The sequence below is a fragment of the Streptomyces sp. NBC_00690 genome (assembly GCF_036226685.1).
GTDB lineage: Bacteria > Actinomycetota > Actinomycetes > Streptomycetales > Streptomycetaceae > Streptomyces.
The window spans coordinates 4,508,669-4,532,948 of sequence record NZ_CP109009.1 but is presented as its reverse complement, the minus strand read 5'-3'; the positions used below and the strand labels follow the sequence as shown (position 1 = coordinate 4,532,948).

The 24,280-nt window shown below is 69.7% G+C and carries 21 protein-coding genes; 14 read left to right on the top strand and 7 right to left on the bottom strand.

Annotation, left to right across the window (positions count from 1 at the left end):
• Positions 1-16 precede the first annotated feature (16 nt).
• From OID54_RS19870 to OID54_RS19840, 7 genes are all read left to right on the top strand, one after another.
• Positions 17-403, top strand: coding sequence for an ATP-binding protein (locus OID54_RS19870; RefSeq protein ID WP_329021392.1), 387 nt, complete (start codon positions 17-19; stop codon positions 401-403).
• Positions 400-564: a hypothetical protein gene (locus OID54_RS19865; RefSeq protein WP_329021391.1), complete on the top strand. Its 165-nt coding sequence runs from the start codon at positions 400-402 to the stop codon at positions 562-564. The genes OID54_RS19870 and OID54_RS19865 overlap by 4 nt, the downstream gene beginning before the upstream one ends.
• 60 nt (positions 565-624) lie before the next feature.
• The gene (gene tgmC / locus OID54_RS19860) at positions 625-1,746 is read left to right on the top strand and encodes an ATP-grasp peptide maturase system methyltransferase (RefSeq protein WP_329021390.1); all 1,122 of its coding nucleotides are present in this window, start codon (positions 625-627) and stop codon (positions 1,744-1,746) included.
• 190 nt (positions 1,747-1,936) lie between these two features.
• Positions 1,937-2,251 carry a 4a-hydroxytetrahydrobiopterin dehydratase gene (locus OID54_RS19855; RefSeq protein WP_329021389.1) on the top strand — a complete coding sequence of 105 codons (315 nt, stop codon included), beginning with the start codon at positions 1,937-1,939 and terminating at the stop codon, positions 2,249-2,251.
• A gap of 701 nt (positions 2,252-2,952) precedes the next feature.
• Complete coding sequence (locus OID54_RS19850) at positions 2,953-3,834, top strand: GNAT family N-acetyltransferase (protein ID WP_329021388.1); 882 nt, start codon at positions 2,953-2,955, stop codon at positions 3,832-3,834.
• A 278-nt stretch (positions 3,835-4,112) separates the two neighbouring features.
• Entirely contained in the window at positions 4,113-4,535 is a 423-nt protein-coding gene (locus OID54_RS19845) for a DJ-1/PfpI family protein (RefSeq protein WP_329021387.1), read from the top strand.
• 127 nt (positions 4,536-4,662) lie between these two features.
• Positions 4,663-5,271, top strand: a complete 609-nt coding sequence (locus OID54_RS19840; RefSeq protein ID WP_329021386.1) for a GNAT family N-acetyltransferase — start codon at positions 4,663-4,665, stop codon at positions 5,269-5,271.
• Between the two features lie 61 nt (positions 5,272-5,332).
• On the opposite strand, the gene OID54_RS19835 is transcribed toward OID54_RS19840, so the two are convergent.
• From OID54_RS19835 to OID54_RS19825, 3 genes are all read right to left on the bottom strand, one after another.
• Positions 5,333-6,052, bottom strand: a complete 720-nt coding sequence (locus tag OID54_RS19835; protein WP_329021385.1) for a hypothetical protein — start codon at positions 6,050-6,052, stop codon at positions 5,333-5,335.
• Positions 6,053-6,123: 71 nt separating this feature from the next.
• Complete coding sequence (locus tag OID54_RS19830) at positions 6,124-6,603, bottom strand: DUF7144 family membrane protein (RefSeq protein ID WP_329021384.1); 480 nt, start codon at positions 6,601-6,603, stop codon at positions 6,124-6,126.
• A gap of 60 nt (positions 6,604-6,663) precedes the next feature.
• Positions 6,664-8,184: a hypothetical protein gene (locus OID54_RS19825; RefSeq protein ID WP_329021382.1), complete on the bottom strand. Its 1,521-nt coding sequence runs from the start codon at positions 8,182-8,184 to the stop codon at positions 6,664-6,666.
• 316 nt (positions 8,185-8,500) lie between these two features.
• Here OID54_RS19825 and OID54_RS19820 point away from each other — a divergent pair, with 316 nt between their 5' ends.
• A complete protein-coding gene (locus tag OID54_RS19820; RefSeq protein ID WP_329021381.1) occupies positions 8,501-9,811 on the top strand; it encodes a chloride channel protein in 1,311 nt (436 codons plus the stop codon).
• On the opposite strand, the gene OID54_RS19815 is transcribed toward OID54_RS19820, so the two are convergent.
• The gene (locus OID54_RS19815; protein ID WP_329021380.1) at positions 9,777-10,100 is read right to left on the bottom strand and encodes a hypothetical protein; all 324 of its coding nucleotides are present in this window, start codon (positions 10,098-10,100) and stop codon (positions 9,777-9,779) included. The genes OID54_RS19820 and OID54_RS19815 overlap by 35 nt on opposite strands.
• A 30-nt stretch (positions 10,101-10,130) precedes the next feature.
• Positions 10,131-13,442, bottom strand: coding sequence for a hypothetical protein (locus OID54_RS19810; protein WP_329021378.1), 3,312 nt, complete (start codon positions 13,440-13,442; stop codon positions 10,131-10,133).
• A gap of 372 nt (positions 13,443-13,814) precedes the next feature.
• Here OID54_RS19810 and OID54_RS19805 point away from each other — a divergent pair, with 372 nt between their 5' ends.
• Positions 13,815-14,927 carry a magnesium and cobalt transport protein CorA gene (locus OID54_RS19805; RefSeq protein WP_329027649.1) on the top strand — a complete coding sequence of 371 codons (1,113 nt, stop codon included), beginning with the start codon at positions 13,815-13,817 and terminating at the stop codon, positions 14,925-14,927.
• 39 nt (positions 14,928-14,966) lie between these two features.
• On the opposite strand, the gene OID54_RS19800 is transcribed toward OID54_RS19805, so the two are convergent.
• Together OID54_RS19800 and OID54_RS19795 are read right to left on the bottom strand one after the other, a co-directional pair.
• Positions 14,967-15,314 carry a hypothetical protein gene (locus OID54_RS19800; RefSeq protein ID WP_329021377.1) on the bottom strand — a complete coding sequence of 116 codons (348 nt, stop codon included), beginning with the start codon at positions 15,312-15,314 and terminating at the stop codon, positions 14,967-14,969.
• Between the two features lie 785 nt (positions 15,315-16,099).
• Entirely contained in the window at positions 16,100-16,303 is a 204-nt protein-coding gene (locus tag OID54_RS19795; RefSeq protein WP_329021376.1) for a hypothetical protein, read from the bottom strand.
• A 1,367-nt stretch (positions 16,304-17,670) separates the two neighbouring features.
• Between OID54_RS19795 and OID54_RS19790 the strand changes: the two genes are divergently transcribed.
• The 5 genes from OID54_RS19790 (at position 17,671) to OID54_RS19770 (ending at position 24,207) form a co-directional block, all read left to right on the top strand.
• Positions 17,671-17,799 carry a hypothetical protein gene (locus OID54_RS19790; RefSeq protein ID WP_329021375.1) on the top strand — a complete coding sequence of 43 codons (129 nt, stop codon included), beginning with the start codon at positions 17,671-17,673 and terminating at the stop codon, positions 17,797-17,799.
• Positions 17,800-17,909: 110 nt separating this feature from the next.
• The gene (locus tag OID54_RS19785; RefSeq protein WP_329021374.1) at positions 17,910-18,686 is read left to right on the top strand and encodes a bestrophin-like domain; all 777 of its coding nucleotides are present in this window, start codon (positions 17,910-17,912) and stop codon (positions 18,684-18,686) included.
• A 342-nt stretch (positions 18,687-19,028) separates the two neighbouring features.
• Complete coding sequence (locus OID54_RS19780) at positions 19,029-20,111, top strand: LLM class flavin-dependent oxidoreductase (RefSeq protein ID WP_329021373.1); 1,083 nt, start codon at positions 19,029-19,031, stop codon at positions 20,109-20,111.
• A 2-nt stretch (positions 20,112-20,113) separates the two neighbouring features.
• Positions 20,114-20,728, top strand: coding sequence for an FMN reductase (locus OID54_RS19775; protein ID WP_329021372.1), 615 nt, complete (start codon positions 20,114-20,116; stop codon positions 20,726-20,728).
• 302 nt (positions 20,729-21,030) lie between these two features.
• Positions 21,031-24,207 carry an ATP-binding protein gene (locus tag OID54_RS19770; protein WP_329021371.1) on the top strand — a complete coding sequence of 1,059 codons (3,177 nt, stop codon included), beginning with the start codon at positions 21,031-21,033 and terminating at the stop codon, positions 24,205-24,207.
• Positions 24,208-24,280: the final 73 nt, after the last annotated feature.

Below are 24,280 nucleotides of genomic sequence, written 5' to 3'. Positions count from 1 at the left end.
GGAGACTCTTCTGAGCATGAGCTTGACCGTGGAACCGTCAAAGATCGGGGCCGTACGACGAGCCGTCGTGAACCATCTCAAGGACGTCGGGCTCAAGGAGGCGGCCCCTGATGTGGGCCTTGTGGTAACCGAGTTGCTGGCCAACGTCCACAAGCACGCCGAAGGCATCTGCCATCTGGAGATCGAGCCTCGCGGTGAGCGGCTGGTCCTCCGTCTCAGCGACACCGTGCACAATCTGCCCACCGTGCGCCAGCGCTCCGACTGCGCCGAGACCGGCCGCGGCCTGCTCCTGGTCGCGGCACTGACCGAGCACTGGAAATCTGACGTCACGCCGACGGGCAAGGTCGTGACCTGCACGTTCCATACCGCAGCCCTGTCCTCGCAGACGGAGGGCGACCGATGACGGGGGTCGAGCACGAGTCCGACGCAGTGACGCCCGCCGCTCCCCGGGCGAGATCGGAGAGAACACTCGGAGACAGGGTCTTCTTCGCCATCGCGACCCTGACCCTCTTCGGCTCCCTGGTGGCCGCCCTCCTGCGCAGCATCAGGGGAGACGGCCCTTGATGCTGCACAACTCCCGATCGCCGCGGCAATCGCCGAACTGTTGGAGAACGGAACGATGAAGTGAGCGACCACCCTTCCTCACAAGAGCTCCGGGCAGACCTCGTGCAGTTGCTCACCGAGTCCGGAGACCTCCGGAGTCCACAGTGGCAGGAGGCGTTTGGCGCCGTACCTCGTGAAGCATTCCTCAAGGGCGGATGGTTCGAGTACGAAGACGGCGGGTGGTACCGGCCGGTGCGTCCCGGTGATGGACCACAGGTGCTCGGCCGGGTCTACGAGGACGACACGCTCGTCACCCAGGTCGCGTGTTCCGTCGCTCCACTCCAGGTGGACGGGCGCATCTCGCACACGCCCTCGTCGTCATCGACCCGGCCGGGGCTCGTGGCGCACATGCTCGAAGAACTGAATGTGTCCGAGGGCATGCGGGTACTCGAAGTCGGTACGGGCACGGGCTACTCAACGGCCCTCCTCTCCTACGTGGCGGGAGAGGACCATGTGTACTCCGTGGAAGTGGATCCGGAGATCTCCGCCCGCGCCCAGGTGGCTCTGGGTGAACTGGGCCACTGGCCTCATCTCGTCGTCGGCGACGGGTTGACCGGGTACGTTGCCAAGGCTCCCTATGATCGGCTGATCGCCACCTGTGGCGTCCACACGGTTCCCGCCGAATGGATCGACCAGATCCGCCCCGGGGGAGAGATCCTGGCAACGATCGGTGGCTGGATGAACGCCTCCGAGCTGGTGCGTCTCACCGTCGCGAACGATGGGACGGCGAGCGGCCCCGTGCTGGAGGGTCATGTCTCGTTCATGCTCGCCCGCACCCATCAGCCGCCCGCGTTGGGCATGTTGCCGGACCTCGACGCTGGGGAGACCGTGCCCACGGACATCGGCGGGACGGTACTGGACGACGGGACGGCCCGCTTCGTCGCACAGTTCGCAGCTCCGCGTGCCCAACGGTTCTCCCTCTCCCGCCACGGCCGTGACGAGCAAGTGGTCATCGATGTGGAAGCTGCTTCCTGGGCGGTCATGTTCGAGGACGACGGGCAGTGGTACGTCCGCCAGGGAGGACCTGCACGGCTGTGGGACGACATCAGCGAGCAGATCGCTCGCTGGCGCGACGCGGGCCGTCCTTCGGCCGGGCGACTGCGGCTGGATGTGGAGGCAGGAGGTCAGCGCCTCGGCTGGTGATCCCTCCCGCCTCCGTGTTCGAGGCCCGGCGCGCACGCCGGCCCCTCCAGCAAACGGGTGCAATCGCCCCATCCCCCGCCGTGGAGCGCTGGACACCCCGGGGCGGGGCATGAACAGCTGAAAGCACCCACAGTGCCAGCGGCCGGGCCCGGCAGGTCGTTGGGGCAGTACCGATCCGAAGGAGCACTCGATGCCCGCCACCGCGCTGACCGCCGACGAGTTGGACCAGGTGTTGACCGACCTGCCCGGCTGGAGTGTGCAGGACGGCAGCCTCGCCGCAGAGTTCAAGGCCGAGCGCGCCAGGGTGCCCGAGCTGTACCGGGCCGTTGCCGCCGCCGAGGACGAGGCGAATCACCACGCCAAGATCACCATCCTCTACGGGACGATCGGCTTCGGGCTCAACACCCATGACGCCGGTGACGCGATCACCGCTCTGGACACGGCCCTCGCCGCACGGATCAGTGCCTTGGCCGCCGAGCACGGGGCCGAGCCGGCCGGCGGCTGACCCGTTCGGTCGTGGCGGGTCCGAGGCGGCGGCGTACCGACGCCGCCTCGGATGATCTTGATCCCATGGGTCGGGTGGTCTGCCACAACCGCCCAACACGGGCGCGCAGCTCAGATGTTGCTCAGAGAATCGGTGATTTTCGGGACCGCCGAACCGTTCCTGCTAGCTTCGGCTCACCGACGGTCGTCGAAGCACGATGCCGCTGACCGTCGAAGACACCGAGACCCACCGTTCACCGCACTCTCCTCGTTCCTCCCGGTACGTGACGGCAACAGGGGGTACCCATGCAGCACGTATGGCTGGCCATCGCGGCGGTCTTCGCTCTCAATCTCGTCGTGTTCTCCGGCGCTTGGCTGTTTCTCAGGCTGCACCGGGTTCACATCCGCTGGCACGGCTGAGTAGCGCTCCAACCTTTCGGGGGCTGGGCTCGGGCGGGCCGGAGATACGGTGATCCGCCACCACGAGCAAGGGTGGCGGCGGCGTGATTCCGTACGTCCCACCGAGCCTGCCCGAACCGGGCGTACGGCACCGGAAGGCCCCCTGGAAGGCCCCTGCGCCCAAGGCTGACCAAGAAGGCGGGAATCACGCGCGTGATCGCAGGGCGTTCCCTCCACTGCACACAGACGCGTTTGACCAGCCAAAACGGCATGTGATCACCGAATGCGCTCCCCCGGAGTCGAGCACCTGCGGGACCATGGAGCATGCGCCCCGATGACTGGCACCTCACCCAAGACGTCGATGACTTCCTCGTCCGCGCCGAAGGCTTTCTGCGCCCTCGCCTGGCCCTGCACACCACGCTGCTGACGGTGACCGACAAGCTGCGAACAAGCGGGTCGGACGCGTACGGCGACGAAGCCCCCGTTTTCGGCCGGTTGGAGCGGGCGGGCGAGACCATCGGCACCTTTCATCGCCTGGCGGGCCTTCGGCTGTTCATCGCCGCGCTCTCCCCCGAGCACGCCGAATCGCTCGCCCTCCGCATGAAGCACCTCGGCCACTCCCTCCCCGGCGTCACCGGGGACCACAACGCCGTCACCGCCTTCGCCGAGGCATGGCAGCGACTCACGGGCGCCACACCGAAACTCGGGATCCGGCTCGGTCTGTACCGTCTCGGCACCCTGACCCCGGTGGACCCGTTCCCGCAGGGCCGAGGGCGTCTCGTGGGGGCGCAGGACCGGGAGCAACTCATGTCCTGGTTGCGCGGGTTCGTGACGGCCGTCGAGGAGGACGTCACCATCGACGCCGACTCCTGGGCCAGCACCCGCTTCGCCGACAAGCACTACACCTTCTGGGAGACCCCGGACGGCACACCCGTGTCCCTGGCGGGCTCGACCTCGATGGTCTCCCGCATGGTCCGGGTGGACCCGGTCTACACCCCGGCCCACCTGCGCGGTCGTGGCTACGGGGGCGCCGTGACGGTCGAGGTGACCCGGGCCGCACTGGCTGCGGGGGCGACGGACGTCGTGTTGTTCACCAATGCGGCCAACCCCACCAGCAACGCCCTCTACCAGCGCCTCGGGTACGAGCCGGTGACGAACATCAGCGTGTACGACTTCGCGTACCCCGCCGATCCGGAAGGCGGTTGAGACGCCCGGCGGGAGCGTTCCGCCGGAGGCACCCCCGGGGCCGTGCAGCAGCCCTCACCGACCCCGGTGAGGGCTGGCTAGGCTGCGGCGCATGGACATAGTGATCCCGCTCTTCGACGACTTCGAGCCGCTCGACGCGATCGGGCCGTACGAGATCCTCGCGTACGTGCCCGATGCCACCGTACGGTTCGTCACGGCCGAACCCGGTCTGGTGCGTGATGTGTTGGGCTCCCTGCCGGTGCACGTTCCGACCGGGTACGCCGAGGTGGAGCGCTGCGATGTCCTGCGGTGGCAGCTTCCAGGCCATGGTTGCGGACGCCGACTTCCTGAACTGGGTGCGCGCGATCCACACCGGTACCCGCTTCACCACCTCGGTGTGCACCGGCTCCCTGGTGCTCGGTGCGGCCGGTCTGCTGAAGGGCCTGACCGCCACCACCCATTGGGACGCGGCTGCCGACCTGGAGTCGTACGGTGCCGTCTACACCCCCGAGCGGGTGGTTCGGCACGACCGGGTGATCACCTCGGCCGGGGTCTCATCCGGCATCGACATGGCCGTCCGGTTGGCTGCGCTGCTCAGCGATGATGTGACCGCGCAGGCGATCCAGCTCTACACCGAGTACGACCCGCAACCCCCCTTCGACTCCGGTTCGGTGGCCAAGGCGTCGGCGGAGGTGCTCGAACGGGCCCGCACTCTGGGCTGACCCCGCGGGCGGGAACGGGCCCTTCAGCCGGTCCGTCGCGGCGTCGAGCGGGGTCCGCGGGAGGCGGTGGAACCGTGCAAGGGGACCTCGCTCCAGCCTCGAAAAACGAAGAGTGCAGAATGAACCTATGTCGATATCGAATACCCCGAAAACGGCAACGCTCGACGATGCGCCGCTGGTCAGCAGCGTGCTGGCCCGCGCATTCGACGATGACCCGATGATGCGCTCGTTCTTCCCCGACGGCGCCACGCGTGAGGCGGATCTGAGCCGCTACTTCACGACGATCTTCACCCGGCAGTACGTCAAGCACGCCGTGTGCGAGGTCACCGAGAAGGCCGCCGCGTTCTGGGTGCCGCCGGAGGCCCAGGCCAAGGCCGTGCCGGATGGGGAGACCATCCAGGAGCTCCTGAACATCCTCGGCGACCGGGCCGAGTTGTTCAGGAACACCGTCGAGACGGCCGCCAAGCACACCCCCCAGGAGCCGCACTGGTATCTGGCGCTGATCGGCGCCGACCCGGCGGCACAGGGCCAGGGGCACGGGGCCGCCCTGCTGCGCTCGGGGCTGGCAAAGGCCGATGCGGCGGGCCTGCCGGCCTATCTGGAGTCGTCCAAGCCGGACAACCTCCCGTTCTACGAGCACTTCGGGTTCAGCGTGCGCAACGAGTTGCAACTGCCCGACGGCGGTCCGGTGCTCTGGGCGATGTGGCGCGAACCGCGCCCCACGACCGCGGCCTAGCCGACACCGCGTCGCACCCCGACCGAGCCCCGCTCGATGTGTCGATCACCAGCGGGCGGGGTCACTCCGAGGGGCGCGTGCCATCTACCCGGAGGCGGGCCAGAACCAGTTCCCCGCGCGGGGACAGCCTGTATCCCGTCTCCAGGCTCTCGGTGAGTCCGTACTCCTTCAGCCTGCGCACATCGGCCTTGAAACGGACGAGGTCGCGATCGATGGACTCGGCGAGTTCCCGCGCCGGTACGGCCGGACGCCCGGCAATCAGGGTGAGTACGGCCTCGGTCCACGGTCCGTGCTTGCTGCGGGAGTCGATCAGCGCGAGACGCTCCGCGTCCAGGGCGATTTCCCGTTCCGTCAGGTCCTTCGCGGTCCGTAGCCCCTCCCGCGGATCGGACCCGGCATGGTGCAGGGCGATGCGGTAGATCCGGCGGTCCGCCCCCGGTCGCAGACTCCCCAACAGCTCGCTCCTGTCGGGGAAACCGGCCTTGCGGGCGTCCTCGTCGGTGATGTCCTCCTCCGCGACGACGTCCACCGCACCGAACTCGATCACACCGACAGAGGTCCGCAGCGTTCCGCCCGCCTTGGCTTCCGGGCGCAGCCAGCGCCGGAACGCCAGGCTCACCTCACCGGCGACCACCCGGTCGAGCACGTTCCGTTTGAACATCATGTGCCGCTCCTCGGCCGCTTCGGTCCGGTCGTCCAGCACTCCCGGCGCCTGGGTGTACGGGCTCCCCAGTCTGCGGGCGGGGCGAGCAGAGCGACCACCTGGCAGCGCAACCGACACCCGCCGACCGGAGCGATGGACGCACTCGTGGGCCCGGTCCAGGACGGACCGGGCCCACGGGGGAACCTGCGTCAGATCAGATCCCCTCGACTCTCATCCGGGTGGTACGTGGCCAGGGCCCAGATGATGAACACATCGATCGCGATCATGATCACTGCCCAGATCGGGAGATAGGGCAGGAACAGGAACTGCGCGATCAGGCTGATCGAGGCGAAGAAGATGCCCGTGTACCGCGCCCAGGACTGGTTCGACAGCACGCCCCAGCCGGTGATCAGCAGACAGACGCCGAGCACGAGGTGGATCCAACCCCATCCAGTGAGGTTGATCTTGTAGACGTAGTCGCCGACCCGGGTGTACACGTCGTCCTTGGCGATCGCGGAGATGCCCTGAAGGATGGCGAGCACGCCATTGCAGATCATCAGGATGCCCGCGAAGACGACCCCTCCGACCGCCCAGCCACTGTTGTGACGGGACCCGTAGCCGGAGCCCTGACCGGTCGTCGGGGTGGATCTCGGCGGTGGTGTCCCGGTCGGCTGCGATGCACTGCTCATGGGACGTCCCTTCATTGGCTTCCTTGCCCCGTGCGCCCATCGCGGACGGGAATTCGAGCCTCAGCCCGCGCCCGGCCCACCGCCATCGGTGTTCGGCCGTTCGGGTGATGGTGGGGTCTGGGGGATGTGCGGCGGCCGGGAGGGACGCTGGGGCGTGGGCGCGGTCCCGGTGCCGGCCGATCCACCGGTCCGTGTGTCAGCCGCGCTCCCACCGGATGACCGTCCCGATGACGCTCCCGACGGTGGACTCCCACCGGCCGTGGCCCCACCGTCAGCCGGTCCTGACGGAGGGCTCTCCTCGGGGCCCGACCGGCCCACCGTGCCGCCTCCAGGCCCCGGCTCGCCCGCCACCAGTTCCACCACCGCCAGGGCGAACAGCAAGGCCAGCGCCAGCCCCACCACCACCCACGCGGTCGGATAGCTCCACAGCACGTATGCCAGTACCGCCCCCGCCACCAGCACCCAGACGATCCAGCGTCGATAGCGGCGCACCCAGGGCCCCACCGGCCCCGTGTGCAGCCCCGCGCGGGCGATGGTCGTCCGTACCGCCCCGAGGCCGCTGTGCCACACCTGCCGTACGAGGGCGGCCCAGCGCCCCGGGCCGGTGAGCCAGGCCGCGAGGGCCACCACGATCCCGAGCGTGACCACCATCCGTACCGTGGTCCGCAGATAGCGGACCATCGCGTCGTACACCGAACCGGCCGCGGGCTGGGACACCTCCGACGGCAGGGCGTCCAGATAGACCGCTCGGAAGCCCGTCAGACCCAGGCCCAGCAGCAGCAGTGCGAAGGCCACCCCCAGCGCGGCGGCGACCAGTGCCCTACGGCGGCGCACCGCGAGCAGTACGCCCACGACCACCAGCAGCAGGGCCAGCACCGGCAGCCAGAAGCCGGCGATCTGGAGCAGCCGGAACCCCGTCTTGACCTTGCCGATGTCCTCCGACTTGAACACCGTGAACTCGGCGTTGACCTCGGGAATCCGCCCGGCCACCGTCAGGCCGTCCGATACGAGGCGCTGCTTCACCTCATCGACGATCGGCCCCAGATCGATCCGTACGGAGTCGTCCGTGAGCTCGACCGCGCCGCCACCGCTGCCGGTGAGGGCCTTGTCCACGGCGTCATGGACCTTGCGGTTGGCGTCGACCCAGACGGTCTTGAACGTGTCGGATGCGACGACCTCCTGCGACTTGTCGTGGACGAAGCTGCGCAGCGCGCTCTCCAGCGAGTCACCGAGCTTGCCGAGCGCCTTGGTGAGCAGCGGTCGATCGGCCGGAGCCACGCCCTCCAGCAGGGAGTTGAGGTCGATGTGTTCCATTACGGCGTCGGTGACCCGATCGGCGACCGCGTTCTGTACGTCGGCGTCCGAGGCGAGCGGTGCGACGGTGTCCACGTAGCGATCGGTGTTCCCGACCTCGTCGGAACTCCAGGCGGCGACGGCGCCCAGCGGGGCGAGGACACAGCCGATGACGATGAGCAGCGCGGAGAAGAACGAGCGGACCCGGTGGTGGGCGGGCCCGGGCGCCGAGGTCTCCAGGGCGGCGACCCTGGCCCTCAGGTGCTCCAGCTCGGTGCCCCCGGTCATGGCCGGGGGCCCCAGCCCGGGGCGGGCGGGCCGCCGTGCCGCACGTGTTCGCCGTACGCCACCGTCCATCGCCCCGGCCGTGCGCTGCTGCCGTCCGCCATCGCCGTACGCCTCCCGCTCGCCGTCCCGTCAGCGAACCCGAAGCGTGGAGTGGCGGCGAGCGGTGGACCGCCGTCCGGGTGGAGCCACCCGAATGCAGCGCGCCCAGGCGGACCACCCGCCTTCTCCTGCCTTTGCATGGGCTCATGGATCGCCAGGAAGTGCGCACCCCGACCGCGTGGAGCCGTACGGCAGGCAGTAGCGGGCGGAGGGTCGTATGAGTACGGCGGCGCCCGGGGCGGCCTCGGACGAGGCGCCCACGCTCCGGGACACCATCCGGAGCCGCGGCTATCTCAAACTGCTGCTGCTGTCCGTTCTGATCGGGGCGCCCATCGCCCTGGCCTGCTTCTTCTTCGTCAGTGCGCAGCACGCCCTCCAGCACGCCATCTGGGAGGACCTCCCCCATGCGGTCGGGTACGACGAGCCACCGTGGTGGTGGTCGCTGCCCGCGCTGCTGCTCGCCGGGCTGTTGCTCGCGCCGATCGTGACCCGGCTGCCGGGCCGTGGTGGGCATCAGCCGGTGCACGGTCTCGGCGGGCCGCCACTGGGGCCCGATGCGCTGCCCGGTGTGGTGTTGGCGGCCCTCGCGACCCTGCCGTTGGGTGTGGTGCTGGGTCCCGAGGCCCCGCTGATGGCACTTGGCAGTGGGCTCGCCCTGCTCGCCGTGCGGTCGGCTAAGCGCGCCGAGGACCCCAAGGCCGCACTGGTGTTGGGGACGACGGGATCGACGACCGCGATCTCCACCATCCTGGGCGGTCCGTTGGTCGCTGCGGTGATGGTGGTGGAGGCGGCGGGGCTCGCCGGGCCCCAACTGGTGTTGTTGCTGTTGCCGTGTCTGCTGGCCAGCGGTGTGGGTGCGTTGGTATTCACCGGTTTCGGGAAGTGGACGGGCCTGTCCATCGGGGCGTTGCAACTGCCCGACGTACCACCGAATGTGGGCCCGGACGCCGGTGACTTCCTGTGGGGGGTGCCGGTCGCGGTGCTGATCGGTGTGGTGGTGACGTACGCCCATCGCATCGGCTATGTGTCGCTGCGGTGGACCGAGCGGCACACCGCGCTGCGGACGGTGGTGTGTGCGGTGGCCGTGGGGGTGTGCATCGCCGTGTACGCCTTGGTGTCGGGCCGCTCGCCCGCGGAGGCCGCACTGTCGGGGCAGGTGACGCTCGGTGTGCTGGCCGCCGATCCCCATGGGTGGTCGGTGGGTGCGCTGGTGGCTCTGGTGGTGTGCAAGGGCCTTGCCTGGGGCGTGAGTCTGGGTTCTCTGCGCGGTGGACCGATCTTCCCTTCGGTGCTGCTCGGCGCGGCGATCGGGGTGGCCTGCGCGGGGTTGCCGGGGCTGGGGGTGACACCCGGGCTGGCGCTCGGCATGGCGACGGCGTCCGCGGTGGTGACCCGACTGCCGGTGACCAGTTCCGTGTTGGCCGTGCTGCTGATGGGCAAGGACGCGGCGAACCAGATGCCGTTGATCGCGGTGTGTGCGGTGGTGGGGTTCATCACCGCACAGTTGTTGGAGAAGCAGCAGCGCTGAAACGGCGTAGGAACAGCGCTTCGACCTGGGCCATGTGCTCGATCTCGGTGGGGTCGACGCTCTCGTTGGGGGCGTGGATGAGGCACTGCGGCTCCTCGACCCCCATCAGGATGATCTCGGCGCGCGGATAGGCGTCGGCGAGGACGTTGCAGAGCGGGATGGAGCCGCCCTGGCCGAGGAAGGACATCGGCCGGCCGTACACCTCGGCCATGGCCGTACCGAGGGCCGCGTACGCCGGGCCGTCGGTTGCGGCACGGAAGGGCGACCCGGTGCGATCGGGCGCCGGCACCACGCGCCCGGTGGCGGGCGGTGCGGCGCTTCAGCGGTCGACGGAGTCCGTCGCCTTACTGGTGGCCGACCCGATCTGGTGCCCGGTGCGCTGGGCGGTCACCTTGACCGTGATCCTCTTGCCGCCCTGTGCCGACTTCAGCTTCAGGCTGGACCCGGTCGCCCCGACGATCGCCCGGCCGTCGGCGTACCACTGGTAGGCGTACGACGTCGGCTTCGGCGACCAGGTGCCACGCTTCGCCTTCAGGGTGCGGCCGACGTCGGCCGTCCCCGTGATCCGCGGCGACTTGCTGGCCTTCGGCGCACTGCCCAGCGCGACCGTGGTCGGTGCACTGGTGGCCGAACCGTCCGGGTGGCCGATGCGGCGGGCGGTGACGCTGACCGTGAGCTGCTTGCCGACGAGCGAGGACGGGACGGTGTAGGTGGACGAGGTGGCGCCGGAGATGCTGCGCCCGTCCGCCTTCCACTGGTAGCGGTGGGACGTGGCCACGGGCGTCCAACCGCCGGTGACCGCGGTGACCTTGGCTCCTGCCCGTACGGTGCCGCTGATCCTGGGCGCCCTGGTGTTCTTCAGCGCTGCGCCCGGGGTGACGATGAAGGCGCCCCGGCCGAACTCCCAGCCGTAGTGGGTGATCACACTCGCGGTCCAGGTGCCCGGTGCGGCACCGTCGAGATCGAGGGCCACCGTCAGCGACCGGCGATCCGGTGCGACGGAGATCGGCGTCGACTCGATGGTCTTCCCGGAGCGCTTGATGCGGACCGTGTCCTGCTGGTGCAGTGCCGTGCCGGTGAGGGTGAGGACGGTGTCGCTGCCGCTGACAGCGGTGGCCGGGCCGATCGTGCCGACCGTGCGCGGCTCGTTCCCGCACAGGCTGGCGCGGCAGTCGAAGGCGGCACGGTAGGAGGTCTGCGACGCCCGCTCGGGAAGCCCGATGACCAGGGTGGTGGGCAGGAGCGGGGCGGTGGTGGGCTCGTCGGTGGCGCAGCGGTAACGGCCGGTGCGGGTGGTGGTGCAGCCGTTTTCGAGCGCGCTGCCGTAGAGCCTGGGCACCACGGTCAGCCCACGCTCGGCGACCCCCGTGTCGCTCGTGACGGTGGCGTTGAACTGGTCGCTCGTGCCGGTGGGCAGCGCCGCACAGACGGCGGAGTTCTGCTCGGTCAGGGTTCCGGTGAGGGCGCCGAAGCCGTAGCTGACGCTCGGGATCCGGAGACATTCGGGTGCCGGGCCGGCCGCCGTGCCGATCCGCAGGGCGTCGAAGCGGTAGTCGGGGGCCGCCGGCCGGTCCTGCGGCACGGTGACGATGACCTGGTAGCTGGTGGAGCCGGTGACCGCGCAGGCCCGGGCGCGGTAGCCGCAGGTGGTGATAGCGCCGTCCGCGCCATGGGCGACGGTGTGGGCGGTGGCCTGCTCGTCGCGGGCGTTCAGATAGAGCGTGTCCTTGGGGTCGTCGGTGGTCACCTGACGGCACTGGAGGGTGCCCGCCGCGCCGGCCGTTGCCGTGACGGACGGGCCGCCCACGACAGTCGCCGGGTTGGGGATGCAGCCCTTGGCCGTGGCGGTGACATCGCGACGGGTGAGGGTGTACGAGCCGTCGGTGTCCTCGGCCGAGAAGATCACCGTGTAGGCGGCGCCGGGAGTGAAACCGCAGGTGGTGTGCGCGTACTGGACGGGCCGCAGCGTGCAGACCTTGGTACCCGTCGGGTCGACCACCGTGACGACGGCATTGCTCGTACCCGCCGCCGTGTGCAGTTGGAGGTTCTCCATCACGCTGTGATCGCCGGCGGGGATTGTCAGACAGTGCGAGAACACGCCGTCACCGGTGGTCAGGTGGGCGGCGGCCGTGGTGGCGGTGAAGTCACCGGCGGGAACCGTGGTGCAGCCCTCGGCCGTGTCGGTGCGGTAGAGCGCCATCGCATAGGCACCGGTGGGCTGGTTCGACTGCCCCGCGGTGATCAGCATCCGGTGCGGGGCCTTGCCGGTCAGCCCGCAGGTGCCCTCGTTCAACGTGGCCCAGTCGCACCGCTGGGTGCCGTCCGCGTCGAGGACGACGGCCTTGGGGTCGACCTTGACCGCACCGCGGTTGCCCAGTGCGGCCAACCGGGCTCCGGCCGGCTCCGGCAGGATCAGACAGTCGGTCTCCCCCGCGGCCCCGAAGTCGCCGAGCTGGCCGCCGAGCACCGCGGGCCGACAGCCGTCGCTGGCGGTGCGGTCGTAGACGAGCGTTGCCTGATCGGTGACGAGGGTGTAGTCGGCCGAGTCGGGCAACTGGCACTGGCCCCACGGCTTGCAGACGGTCCTGCCGGTCCGGTCGTAGACCTTCACTCCGGACCGTACGCCCGCGGCTGACACCTGATGGATCTCAAAGCTGCCGGCGGTGGGAGCGGAGAAGATCTTGCAGCCGCTCGCGGTGGCCGCTGCGGGCGGCGAGTCATAGGCGTTCAGCGGGGCGTATCCACAGCCCGAGGGGTCGGACAGCCGTCGGATGCTCAAGGCGTACGCGGCGGGGAAGCCGGCTTCGGAATGCTTGATCCGAGCGATCACCCGGTAGGGGCCGTCACCGGGCAGGACGCATCCGTCGCTGCCGTCGGCGTTGGTGCGCGGGCAGATCCGGGCGCCGGAGCGGTCGGTGATCCACTGGTCGGCGGAGAAGTCGACGACGACCCGGTCACCCGGTCGGGCCCGGAACGGCTGGCACAGGAGTTCCAGTGCGCTGTCCAGGGAGCCCGTGACCGCGGGGGTCGTCCAGGAGGTGCCCGTCTGTGTGCGACAGCCGGTGGTGTCGGCGAGGGAGATCGCGGCGAGGGCGGTCCGGCTGCGGGCCGAGCCGTAGTTGACGACCTTCACGGTGAAGACGCCAGCGCGGGGCAGGGCGCACCAGCCGGCGCCACCGGCAGCGTCGTAGCAGTCGAGCTGGCGGGCGCCGTCGAAGACGAGTGCGTGGGAGTCGCCGCGGTGGCGGTCCAGGAGGATGCGGTGGAGTCCGGGGCGCTCGGCGGTGACGGTGTAACAGACGCTGCCGTCGCCGGGGACGCTGGCCCGGCCGGCGGCGTGGCCGGCGTCACCGAAGGCGGACAGCGGAAGCGCCGTGCACTCGGCGATGTCCGCGGGGGCGGGTTCCGCCGCCGCCTCCCGGGGCGGGCGCGGGTCCACCTGTGCGGCACCCACGGACGCGCTCGCGGCGGCGTTCTTGGAGTCGTTGACCGTGCGGTCCGTCGACTCCTGTCGCGGAGCCGCCTTTCCCTTCTCGGGCACCCAATCGACCACTCCGGGCACCACCATGGACAACAGCACCGACAGGGTCAGCAGTGCTGCGACATACGACGCGGATTTCAGCAATCTCACAGCCGTAGAAGGGTGGTATGGCACAACGTCCCCCCGGACCGGCGAATGGCATGGGCGCGCCGGGGCCTATCCGTAACAGGGGCCTGTGTGACGCGTGTGGTGAATCCTTGCGATGATCCCATAAATGTCTCTTGAGGGGTACACATAAGCCAGCTGAGGCGGCTGCCTTCAGGCCACCATGGCCGTGATGGGCGTAGGGAACCATGACTCGGCCATCGAATGCCCGCCAAGCTCGGCAGCCCGGTCGCCCCTTTCGCCTCCCGCAACCCCTCGAACCCCTGCCGTACCGTCCTGGCCTGCGGAACTCTGCCTTCCAGTACCGGTCCGATGGCACACTGACGCCCGGCCGTCCGAAGGAGCTCCACCGTGCCGATGATGCGCAAGCTGCGCCGAGTGATAAGCCGCACCTACCGTCGCGCCACCGTCGATCTCAGCCACCCGGCGCGCTCACCTCTCGGCAGCACGGTCGTCAACTGCGTGGTGTACGAGGACGGTGTGCGGCAGCCCTGCGACGGCGACGCCCAGAATGCCCTTCGACAGGTGCGGCGCTCGGACGGGCGGGGCTTCGTCTGGTTCGGACTGCACGAGCCGACCGCGCTGGAGTTGGCCGTCTTCGCCGAGATGTTCGGACTCCACCCGCTGGCCGTGGAGGACGCGGCGCTGGCCCAGCAGCGACCGGGTCTCCAGCGCTACGAGCCCGTGCGCGGCCAGCCCCACGGGGACACGCTCGTCGCGGTGTTCCGGACCTGCCGCTACATCGCCGACCCCCAGTCCCCGTCGGGCGGGGAAGTGGTGGACACCGGAGACCTGATGGTCTTCATCGGCTCCGACTTCGTCCTCACCGTCCGACACGGCGGACACGGCTCCCTCGGCCCGCTCCGAGAGTCACTGGAGGCCAGGCCAGAACAGCTGGCCAAGGGCCCGGCCGCCGTACTGCACGCCATCGCCGACCAGATCGTGGACGACTACCTCGCCGCCGCCGACGCCGTACAGCACGACGTGGACGAAGTGGAGACCGCAGTCTTCAGCGAGCAGGCAGGCCGCCATGACGCCGGCCGCATCTACCAGCTCAAACGGGAACTACTCGAACTCAAGCGGTCCGCAGGTCCGCTGGAGCGGCCCATCCGGGCCCTGGCCACCACACCGCTCGCCCCGGCCGGCCCCGCCATGCAGCCGTACTTCCGGGACGTCGTCGACCACCTGACCCGACTAAGCGAACAACTCGCCTCCTTCGACGCGCTCCTCGACTCGATCCTCCAAGCCCACCTCGCACAGGTGACGGTCGCCCAGAACGAGGACATGCGGAAGATCACGGCATGGGCGGCGATAGTCGCCGTCCCGACCATGGTGTGCGGGATGTACGGGATGAACTTCGAGCACATGCCGGAACTGCGCTGGACCTATGGCTATCCCCTGGTGCTCACCGTGATGGCGACCGCCTGTGTGACCATCCACCGCAGCTTCCGCCGCAACGGCTGGCTCTGAACCCGCCGGTGGCCGGGGCGGGATGGCCGGAAGCAGCGATCAGAGCGTTCCGGTCTCGACCGCGGGGCGGACCGCGAAGGCCGAGGCGTCTTCGAGCCAGGACGTGTCCACCAGGGGTCCGTCAAAGAGGACTCCCGCGACCCGCTGCGAGCGGATGAGGTGGAGGGTGCTGGACCACAGCCCGCCCGGCGCAGGATCGACGACCTCGGCGACCACGGGCCACCGGCGCGCCTGCGCGAAGAGCCGCAGACCGACCAGCGCGGACGGCTGACCGGTGGCGTACAGCACGACCCCGGCTCTACCGGCGTCGGACGGGCCGTCAGGGATGGCGGCGGCAGAGTCCGCAAGGCGGGCGCAGCGCTCGCGTTGCAGCGGTGTTCGTCTCATACAGCGACGATGCCGCTACTGGGCGCGAAGGTGAAGTCCACAACCGGATGACTCTGCGGAATCTCCAGCCCATGCGTCACACGGGGCACAGGAGTGTCGCTCTGTCATCCTCCGTCCCTTTCTGCGTCCCCTTCTGCGCCCCCAAAGGGTCATGACGGACAGGTCCGCTCCAGCGGGACGCCGGGCCCCGTCGATGGCGCCCACCCATGGCGCCCGGGATGCCACCCTGCCCAAACAGCGCGAGCAGCCCGAGCAGCCCGGGACGTCCGCCCGACCCAGGGGCCTCCATCGCGCACTGCGGACCGTAGGGCGAGATAGCGGTCCACCAGGCCGCTCGATGTTCACCCTCGATGTTCACCCCTGGCAGCCCGTGGCGATGACCTTCACCTTTCGATCTTGGGGAAGCCGCCAATTCCCGGAGAAAGGATCTTGAAGCTTGAGGCGGCGATCCCCTTTCCCGCCATTCAACTCCGTTGCTGCAAATGCCCATTGAGGCGCCGATCGACCTTCAGGCATATTCCGTTCCCGGATGTGGCGAGAAACCGTGGCGTCGGGCATACGACCGAAGGAACGTTCTCCCCCGCGCACATCGATACCGATCAGGACCCTCGCGAAGATCCGCACCTTCCAGCCCTCGACCACGGCGGAAGAATGCGGGCACGCTGAGCTGACGTCCAATCAGATTTCGTGCATTCCCGACCTCTTGACGCCTGGGCCTGTTGCCACCTCGACCCTTGGCTCCTTGACCCGCTGCCCATGGGCCGGGTCCGAGGTACGGCCGCGGGCTACAGCAGGGTGACGAACAGGCCGAGGGTCATAACGGCGACCACACAGCCGTAGAGCGCGAGCGTCACCGAACGCGCCTCGTCGGAGGGGTCGGTACGGCCCGCACTGGAGAACCGGAGGGCCGAGGTGCCCAGCAGGGCGAGCGCCGCTGCGGAGCAGACGGCGACCATGGGGACGGAGAGCGCGGCGATCAGGAAACTCATCACCCGGCGAACCTCTCACGGGTCGTCAGATGCCGCATGTCGGGCTACTCCGGCAGGGGCAGAACGGCGTTCGGTGATGCTGGGAGCGACCTATGTGGTGCCAGTGTTGGAGGTGAAGCATGTGGGTTACGTGTCAGACAAACGTCTAATTTGCCTATCCGCGCGACACCCCGCACCACGGACCGCCTTGCCCCTAACGTACGAATGTGGCGGGATGGCAGCAGTTGAGCGCGTTGGGGATCGCGGCGATTGTGGGTTCGCAAGGGGTGGCTGTGGCCGCTGCTGCAACCGGGGCCGTGAGGGAGTCGGCGCAGGCGTCGATCTCCGAGCCGATGGCCGGACCCGAAGGCGGGGCGGGCACCGAGGGGACCGAAGGAGACGGCCGGGTACGGACGTCTGATCGGCCGGAAGCCGACGGTACGGCGGGGGTGGCGCCCGGGCCGACGGCGCAGGAGCCCGGCGCCAGGGAAACGGACGCTCGCCCCGACGCCTCACCTACGCCGGCCGCGAAGGCATCGAGCCCATCAGGGACGACGAGTTCCCCGGCCGGTGGGGAGAGCGATTCCCCGAAGCCAGCACCCGCGGGGCAGGACATCCAGCACGAAACCGCCGATCGAGACCCGGCTGCGACCGTCGGCGAATCGCGCACCACCCGGCACCCGGCCAATGGAACCGCCGGAGACGCCGGAAACGCCGGAAACGCCGAGGGTGTTGGAACTGCCGGACCCGCTGAAAACGCTGGAGACGAGCGAGCGGCGCGGCCCGCAGCGGAGCCCGCGTCGGTCCCGCGATCGAACGACCCCCTCGGCTCGTCCTCCGCTCCTGCCCGGGTGCTCGACGGCGCGGCACATGTGTCGTTCCCGCTCCCCTTGCCGTTCGAGGTCTCCACACATGTGTCGGTACCGGGACTCGTCTGCGCCTCGGCGTCCGTGTCGGTCGGAGGAACCGTTCCGCTGACGATCGACGTATCGGTGGCGGTCCACCTCTTCACGGACTGCCCCCCGCCTCCCGAGCCGCCCCCCTGCCCCACGCCGACCCCTACTCCCACGCCTACGCCGACTCCAACCCCGACGCCCAGCCCCACACCGACTCCAACGCCCACACCGTCCCCGACCCCGACCCCGACGCCCACACCCGTCCCTACTCCTACTCCTACGCCCACCCCGACCAGTCCGCCCCCGTCGCCTCCGGCTCCCGCGCCGCCCGTGGTCGAGCCGCCACCGGCTCCCCCGGCCCCGCCGCCGGCCGAACCGCCCCCCGCGCTCGTCCCCGCTCGCGCCCCGGCACCGCCCGCACCACGGCCGCTACCGGCACCCCCGCGCACCAGCCCGCCCCAGGCCGCACCGCCGCCGCAGGCCATGCCCGTCGTGCGTAAGTACCGGCCCATCCCGGGGAAGCGGAAGTCCGACGGGCTGCCCCTGGTCGTCATCATGCTCACCACCACCACGCCCGCCGTCCTGGCCGCCGCCATGCTGCGGCCCCGGCGCGGTCGCTGACCCGACCCCCGGCCGCCCCAGCGGCGCCCGGGGCACGGCACTGCCCGACGCAAACCGGCGCACCAGACCGGACAGCGCACACAGCACCCCCCAACAGCACGGAGATCCCCATGTCCGAATGGCTGGTCCTGGCCATCGCGATGGCCGCCGCCTGCGCCGTCGTACTCGCCGCAACCCTGCTCAGCCATCGCAGACGCGAGGCCCGGGCCCTCCCGATCGAAGATGACCGCGACTCCACACCCGACGTCCTTGAGTACATGACGATGATGGTGGGTGTGGTGTACGCCATCGTCCTGGGGTTGGCCATCGCGGGTGTCTGGGAGGCGCGCAGCACGGCCCAGGACGATGTGCGACGCGAGGCACAGGCGCTCTACGAGGTGACCCAGCGCGCCGAGGTCTTTCCGCCCGATGTCCAGACCGAGCTGAGGAAGGACATCGATCGGTACGTCTCCCACGTCGTGCACACCGAGTGGCCACGGATGACGGCGGGTGAGGAGTTGCCCGACCGTGGGACCCAGCTCCTGGACACCGTACGGAGCGATGTCGCCCAGCACGAACCCGCGAATGAGCTGGAGGCCCAGGCGTACCAGCCGATGCTGGACCAGATCTCCATCGCCGACGACGCACGCAACGCACGGGAGCAGAACGCGGGTGCGACGCTGCCCGGGGTGGTCTGGTTCGGTCTGATCATCGGGGCGTTGGTCACGGTGGGGCTGATCTTCACCATGCACATCGGTCGCTCCGGCCGGGAACTGCTGCTCGCCGGACTGTTCAGCGCGCTGATCGCCTTCCTCCTCTTCCTGGTGTGGGACTTCGACGCGCCGTTCGGACGGTCGGGCTCGGACTCGGCCGATGCGTTCCGCCAGCTCTTCTCCGCCGCGAGATAGAGGACGGCCGGGCCACCGGCGATCTGGTGTGGGGTGTCCGTCACTCGGTGACGGACACCCCCTTTGTCTGTGGTGCATCGGCCAGTTGCCTGTGGTGCGTCGGCCAGGGCGATGCACGCCTCGGGGTGGGTCTCAAAACGTCCCGCGGGGCGTGTCTCGGGCCCGTCTCGGGCGCTTCCAGGAACGGCCGAAATGGGAAAGCACCAGGTGGGAAGGGGTTCGACAGGATGGGAACCAGCCGGTGTGCCGGGGGCGGAATAGCGGGGAGGGGTCTCCCGTTGTACGATTTGATTCAACATTCAACCACTTAGGTTGAAGGCCCTAACGCGAGAGGTGAGCTCCATGCAGTTCGGCATCTTCACCGTCGGCGATGTCACCACCGACCCGACCAACGGGCGCACGCCGAGCGAGCACGAGCGCATCAAGGCGACGGTCGCCATCGCGCAGAAGGTCGAAGAGGTCGGCCTCGACGTCTTCGCCACCGGCGAGCACCACAACCCGCCATTCGTCCCCTCGTCCCCCACGACGCTGTTGGGACACATCGCGGCCCGCACCGAGAACCTGATCCTGTCCACCTCCACCACCCTCATCACCACCAACGACCCGGTGAAGATCGCGGAGGACTACGCATACCTCCAGCACCTCGCCGACGGCCGGGTGGACCTGATGATGGGCCGGGGCAACACCGGGCCGGTCTATCCGTGGTTCGGCAAGGACATCCGACAGGGCATACCGCTGGCGATCGAGAACTACGCCCTCGTCCACAAGCTGTGGCGACAGGACGTGGTGGACTGGGAAGGCAAGTTCCGTACGCCCCTCCAGTCGTTCACCTCGACCCCGCGCCCGCTCGACGGCGTACCGCCGTTCGTCTGGCACGGTTCGATCCGCTCCCCGGAGATCGCGGAACAGGCCGCCTACTACGGTGATGGCTTCTTCCACAACAACATCTTCTGGCCCATGAGCCACACCAAGAAGATGGTGGACCTCTACCGGAAGCGGTACGCCCACTACGGCCACGGCACGCCCGAGCAGGCCATCGTCGGACTCGGCGGCCAGGTCTACATGCGCAAGAACTCGCAGGACGCGGTGCGCGAGTTCCGCCCGTACTTCGACAACGCGCCGGTCTACGGACACGGTCCCTCGCTGGAGGACTTCAGCGAGCAGACCCCGCTGACCGTCGGCTCCCCGCAGCAGGTGATCGAGCGGACGCTCGGCTTCCGTGACGCGGTCGGCGACTACCAGCGCCAGTTGTTCCTGATGGACCACGCGGGGCTCCCGCTGAAGACGGTCCTGGAGCAGCTCGACATCCTCGGTGAGGAAGTCGTCCCGGTGCTGCGCAAGGAGTTCGCGAAGCTGCGGCCCGCCGGAGTCCCCGAGAGCGCGCCCCTGCACCCCGCCGTCATCGCTGCCCGTAAGGAGGCGTAACGATGAAGCCGCAGCAGACACTGAAGTTGGTGGCCGTGTCCGCCGGTCTGAGCGTGCCCTCGTCGACCCGGCTGCTGGCCGACCGCCTCTCCGAGTCGGTTCGCCAAGGACTCATGGGTCAGGGCGTGGACGTGGAGGTGCACGTCATCGAGCTTCGCGAGCTGGCCGTTCCCATCGCCAACCACCTGGTGACCGGGTTTCCGCCGCCCGCACTCGACGACGCCATCGAAGCCGTCACGGAGGCCGACGGGGTGATCGCGGTGACTCCGGTGTTCACGGGGTCGTACAGCGGTCTGTTCAAGTCGTTCTTCGACCTGATCGACCCGGACGCCCTCACCGGGAAGCCCGTGCTCATCGGGGCGACCGGTGGCACGGCCCGGCACTCGCTGGTGCTGGAGCACGCGCTGCGTCCGTTGTTCGCCTATCTGCGGGCGATCGTCGCGCCGACGGCCGTGTACGCGGCGTCGGAGGACTGGGGCGGCACGGGAGACGCGCTCACCGACACCCTGCCGGTACGCATCGACCGGGCCGGTGAGCAGTTCGCCCGGCTGATGGCGACCACTCCCCGACGGGAGCCGGTCGACACCTCACCGCTGGCGGCACTTCCCATCGCCTGAGACCGCGGTCATCCGAGGACCGCGATCGTAGGAGCCACGCGATCGTACGAGGAGCCGCCGCAAACGGTGCACGGCCCGAGCCAGCCATGGCCCGGGCCGTGCTTCGTAGGTCCCTGCTCTGCCCTGGCCTGCCCTGCTCTGGCCTGCCCTGCTCTGGCCTGCCCTGCTCTGGCCTGGCCTCTGTCGCCGGCGGTGTGCGACGGACTTGCACCCCAGGTCAGGCGGGTGCAGGACATCGGCGACAGCCCTGTCGAACGCAATCCCCCATGCGCATTGTCAGTGGTGCCTCCTATGGTTTCGTCATGACCCCTGCACTGATCGGGCGCGACCACCCCGCGGGCGTCCTCAAAGCCGAGATCGACCGGGCCACGGCGAGCCACGGCGGCCTTGTGCTGGTCACAGGCGAAGCCGGAATCGGAAAGACATCGCTGGTGACGGAAGCCGCCGACGAAGCGCGCAGGCGCGGGGCGCTGGTGCTCGGCGGCTCCTGCTGGGACTCGGACAGCGCCCCGGGGTACTGGCCGTGGGTCCAGGTGGTGCGAGGGCTGCGGCGCAGCCTGGGGAGCGAGTGGCCGCAGATAGAGAAGGCGGCGGGGAGGCCGCTGGCGGCGCTGCTCGGCGAGCAACCCGACGATTCACGCGAGCGGGACGAGAGCTTCGCGCTCTATGACGCCGTGACCACCGCCCTGGTCACCTCCTCACAGCAGCGGCCGGTGATGGTCGTCCTCGAAGATCTCCACTGGGCGGACCCGGCCTCGCTGAGACTGTTGGAATTCGCCGCACAACACGCCTGGTACGAGCGGTTGTTGCTGGTGGGGACCTATCGGGATGTCGAGGTGGAGGCGGCCGACCACCCCTTGCACCGGCTGATCCTGCCACTGACCTCCCGTTCCGCGGCGACGGTGACGCTCACCGGTCTGGCGCGGGACGAGGTGGGCGCGCTGATCGCCCTGACCGCCGGCGTCGAACCCGAGACCCCCTTGGTCGACGAGGTGTTCCGACGTACGGGCGGCAACCCGTTCTTCGTGGAGCAGACGGCCAGGATCTGGCGCAGCGGCAGTCCGGTCACCACCGTCGCGCCGGGTGTCCGTGAGGCGGTGCGGCGGCGGCTGGCGCTGCTGCCCGAATCCGTGGTCACCCTGTTGGAGACCGCCGCCGTGCTGGGGCGGGAGATCCACCGCCAGGTACTCGCCGCCGCCGTCTCCACACCGGTTCCCCAGGTCGATCGGCTGCTGGAGCGTGCCGTGGCCGCCCGGCTGGTGACCGTCAGACCGGGCGGACTGTTCGCCTTCGCCCACGACCTCGTGCGCGAGACGCTCTACGACGAGTTGACCGAGCCCCAACGACGGGCCCGACACGCCCTGGTCGTCCAGGCCCTGGACGCCACGCCCACGCTGGGCGAGAAGGTGGTGCCGGCCGATCTGGCCCGCCATGCGTATCTGGCGGGAGAGGAGCTGGACCGGGCGAAGCGGGTCGAGTTGCTGCTGTTCGCCGCGCGGGACGCATCGAGCAGGCTCGCGGGGGAGGAGGCCGTCGGCCACTACCGGCGGGCGATCGAAGCCGCAGGGGACGACACCCGCAGGGCGGTCCTCCTCCATCTCGACCTGGGCGGCGAACTGGTCCACCAGAGCGAGGAGACGACGGGCATACAAGCCTTCGAGCGAGCCGTGGAACTGGCCCGGTCGCTGCGGGACCCGGAGTTGCTGGCGCGGGTCGCGATCACCATTCACCAGAACGACCACTTCGCGCCGGGGCAGGGACACCACACCCAGTTGCTGAGGGACGCGCATCGCGCGCTCATCGGCAGCGGAGACGAACCGACGCTCTCCCCCGAGCTCCTGGCGCAGGAACTGGCCGTGCGGACGACCGCGCTGGCGCGCAGCGGGGACGACGATGAAGCGTTGGCGTTCTCGCTGTGGGCCCGGCACGACTCGATCTGGGGACTCGGCACCGCAGAGCAGCGGCTGACGCTCACCGCAGAGATGATCGACGTCGGCCATCGCACCCGCAACCGGGAGATGGAGATGCACGCCCACTCCATGCGCTGGGTGACCCTGCTGGAGCTGGCCGATCCACGGTACTTCGACCAGCTGCGCGCCTTCAGTGCCCTTGCCGAGCGGGCGGAGCTGCGTCGCTTCGAGATGGCACGGCTGATCGACAACTCTCTGATCGCCGCTCTGCGGGGGCGGTTCGAGCAGGCGCACGAGCTCATGGCCGAAGTGGCCGCGATGCGGCACGGGAAGACGCAGTTCAGTTTTGTCTCCGCACATATGGATTGGGCGCTGAAGCTGCTCCAGGGTCGGTTCGCCGCCGCGCAGGCGGTGTTGGACGAACTGGAAGGCATCGGGCACCCCTACCCGGAACTGCTGGTGGGGGTGACGGCAGCCGAGCGGGGGGATGCGGCGCTCGCCGTGCGCATGGCGGACGCCCTGCCCGAGCCACCGCCGCGGATCTTCACCCCGCTCTGGATGCGGCTGCGCGCCCAGGCCGCGGCGCTGTCGGGGGATCCTGACCGAATCGAGGAGGCGAGGGCCGCTCTCGCGCCGTACGCCGGTCAGTGGGTGGTCTCGCTGTACGGGTGTGACCTGGGCGGGCCGGTGGATCTCTGGCTGGGTCTGCTGGACGCGGCCTGGGGGCGCCGGGAGGCTGCGGCGGCGGAGTTGACCGCGGCGTACGAGTCGGCGGACCGGATGCGTGCCCGGCCCTGGTCGGTGCGCTCGCGGGCCGCACTGATGCGGGTGCTGGGTGAGGCGACACCGGTGGAACTGGGCGAGCAGACGCGCCGGGAAGCCGAGGAGTTGGGGTTGATGCATGTGCTGGTGGCGCCGGGCACGGTCATCGAAAGGGACCGTCCCGCCACCACGACTGGCAGCACCGCTGGGACGGCGTCGGAGGCTGGGAGGGGCGTTCCTGCCGAGGACCCCGCGGCGGCAGCCGGGGAGTTCCACAAGCAGGGCGCCGTCTGGGCGCTGCGGTTCGCGAACCGTGCGGTGCACATGCCGGACGCCAAAGGGCTCAGGGATCTTCATGCGCTGCTGTCCCGTCCGGGGGCGGAGCTGCCCGCGGTGGCCCTGTTGGACCCCGAGGGCGGTGCATCGGTTCTCGCGGCACACCGCTTCGGTGCGGATCCGGTGCTCGACGAGGAGGCGAAGACCCGTTACCGCCTACGGTTGGAGCGGCTGGACGAGGAGATAGACCGCGCGGCGGAGTTGGGCGACACGCGTAGGGCGGCGGAGTTCGATCGCGAGCGGGCGGCTCTCCTCGATGAACTGCGCACCGCGGCCGGGCTGGGCGGTCGTACCCGACGACTGGGCGACGAGGCGGAGCGCGCCCGTAAGACGGTGACCGCGCGGATCAGGGACACCCTGCGCAAGATGAAGGTGCTCCATCCCGAACTGGCCGCGCATCTGCGGGATTCGGTGACGACCGGTGCCCACTGTGCCTACCGTCCGACGGAGCCGGTGCAGTGGCGGCTATGAGTGCTCCGGGACGGACCGTTAGGGGCTGAGAAGGCTGACCGGGCCGGATCCATCCCGGCGCGGTCATTCTCAC

Bases quoted from the DNA above. Each gene is read 5' to 3' on its own strand.
- OID54_RS19870 (WP_329021392.1), top strand. From the start codon at position 17: ATGAGCTTGACCGTGGAACCGTCAAAGATCGGGGCCGTACGACGAGCC.
- OID54_RS19865 (WP_329021391.1), top strand. From the start codon at position 400: ATGACGGGGGTCGAGCACGAGTCCGACGCAGTGACGCCCGCCGCTCCC.
- OID54_RS19855 (WP_329021389.1), top strand. From the start codon at position 1,937: ATGCCCGCCACCGCGCTGACCGCCGACGAGTTGGACCAGGTGTTGACC.
- OID54_RS19850 (WP_329021388.1), top strand. From the start codon at position 2,953: ATGCGCCCCGATGACTGGCACCTCACCCAAGACGTCGATGACTTCCTC.
- OID54_RS19845 (WP_329021387.1), top strand. From the start codon at position 4,113: ATGTCCTGCGGTGGCAGCTTCCAGGCCATGGTTGCGGACGCCGACTTC.
- OID54_RS19840 (WP_329021386.1), top strand. From the start codon at position 4,663: ATGTCGATATCGAATACCCCGAAAACGGCAACGCTCGACGATGCGCCG.
- OID54_RS19830 (WP_329021384.1), bottom strand. From the start codon at position 6,603: ATGAGCAGTGCATCGCAGCCGACCGGGACACCACCGCCGAGATCCACC.
- OID54_RS19825 (WP_329021382.1), bottom strand. From the start codon at position 8,184: ATGACCGGGGGCACCGAGCTGGAGCACCTGAGGGCCAGGGTCGCCGCC.
- OID54_RS19820 (WP_329021381.1), top strand. From the start codon at position 8,501: ATGAGTACGGCGGCGCCCGGGGCGGCCTCGGACGAGGCGCCCACGCTC.
- OID54_RS19805 (WP_329027649.1), top strand. From the start codon at position 13,815: ATGATGCGCAAGCTGCGCCGAGTGATAAGCCGCACCTACCGTCGCGCC.
- OID54_RS19800 (WP_329021377.1), bottom strand. From the start codon at position 15,314: ATGAGACGAACACCGCTGCAACGCGAGCGCTGCGCCCGCCTTGCGGAC.
- OID54_RS19795 (WP_329021376.1), bottom strand. From the start codon at position 16,303: ATGAGTTTCCTGATCGCCGCGCTCTCCGTCCCCATGGTCGCCGTCTGC.
- OID54_RS19785 (WP_329021374.1), top strand. From the start codon at position 17,910: ATGTCCGAATGGCTGGTCCTGGCCATCGCGATGGCCGCCGCCTGCGCC.
- OID54_RS19780 (WP_329021373.1), top strand. From the start codon at position 19,029: ATGCAGTTCGGCATCTTCACCGTCGGCGATGTCACCACCGACCCGACC.
- OID54_RS19775 (WP_329021372.1), top strand. From the start codon at position 20,114: ATGAAGCCGCAGCAGACACTGAAGTTGGTGGCCGTGTCCGCCGGTCTG.
- OID54_RS19770 (WP_329021371.1), top strand. From the start codon at position 21,031: ATGACCCCTGCACTGATCGGGCGCGACCACCCCGCGGGCGTCCTCAAA.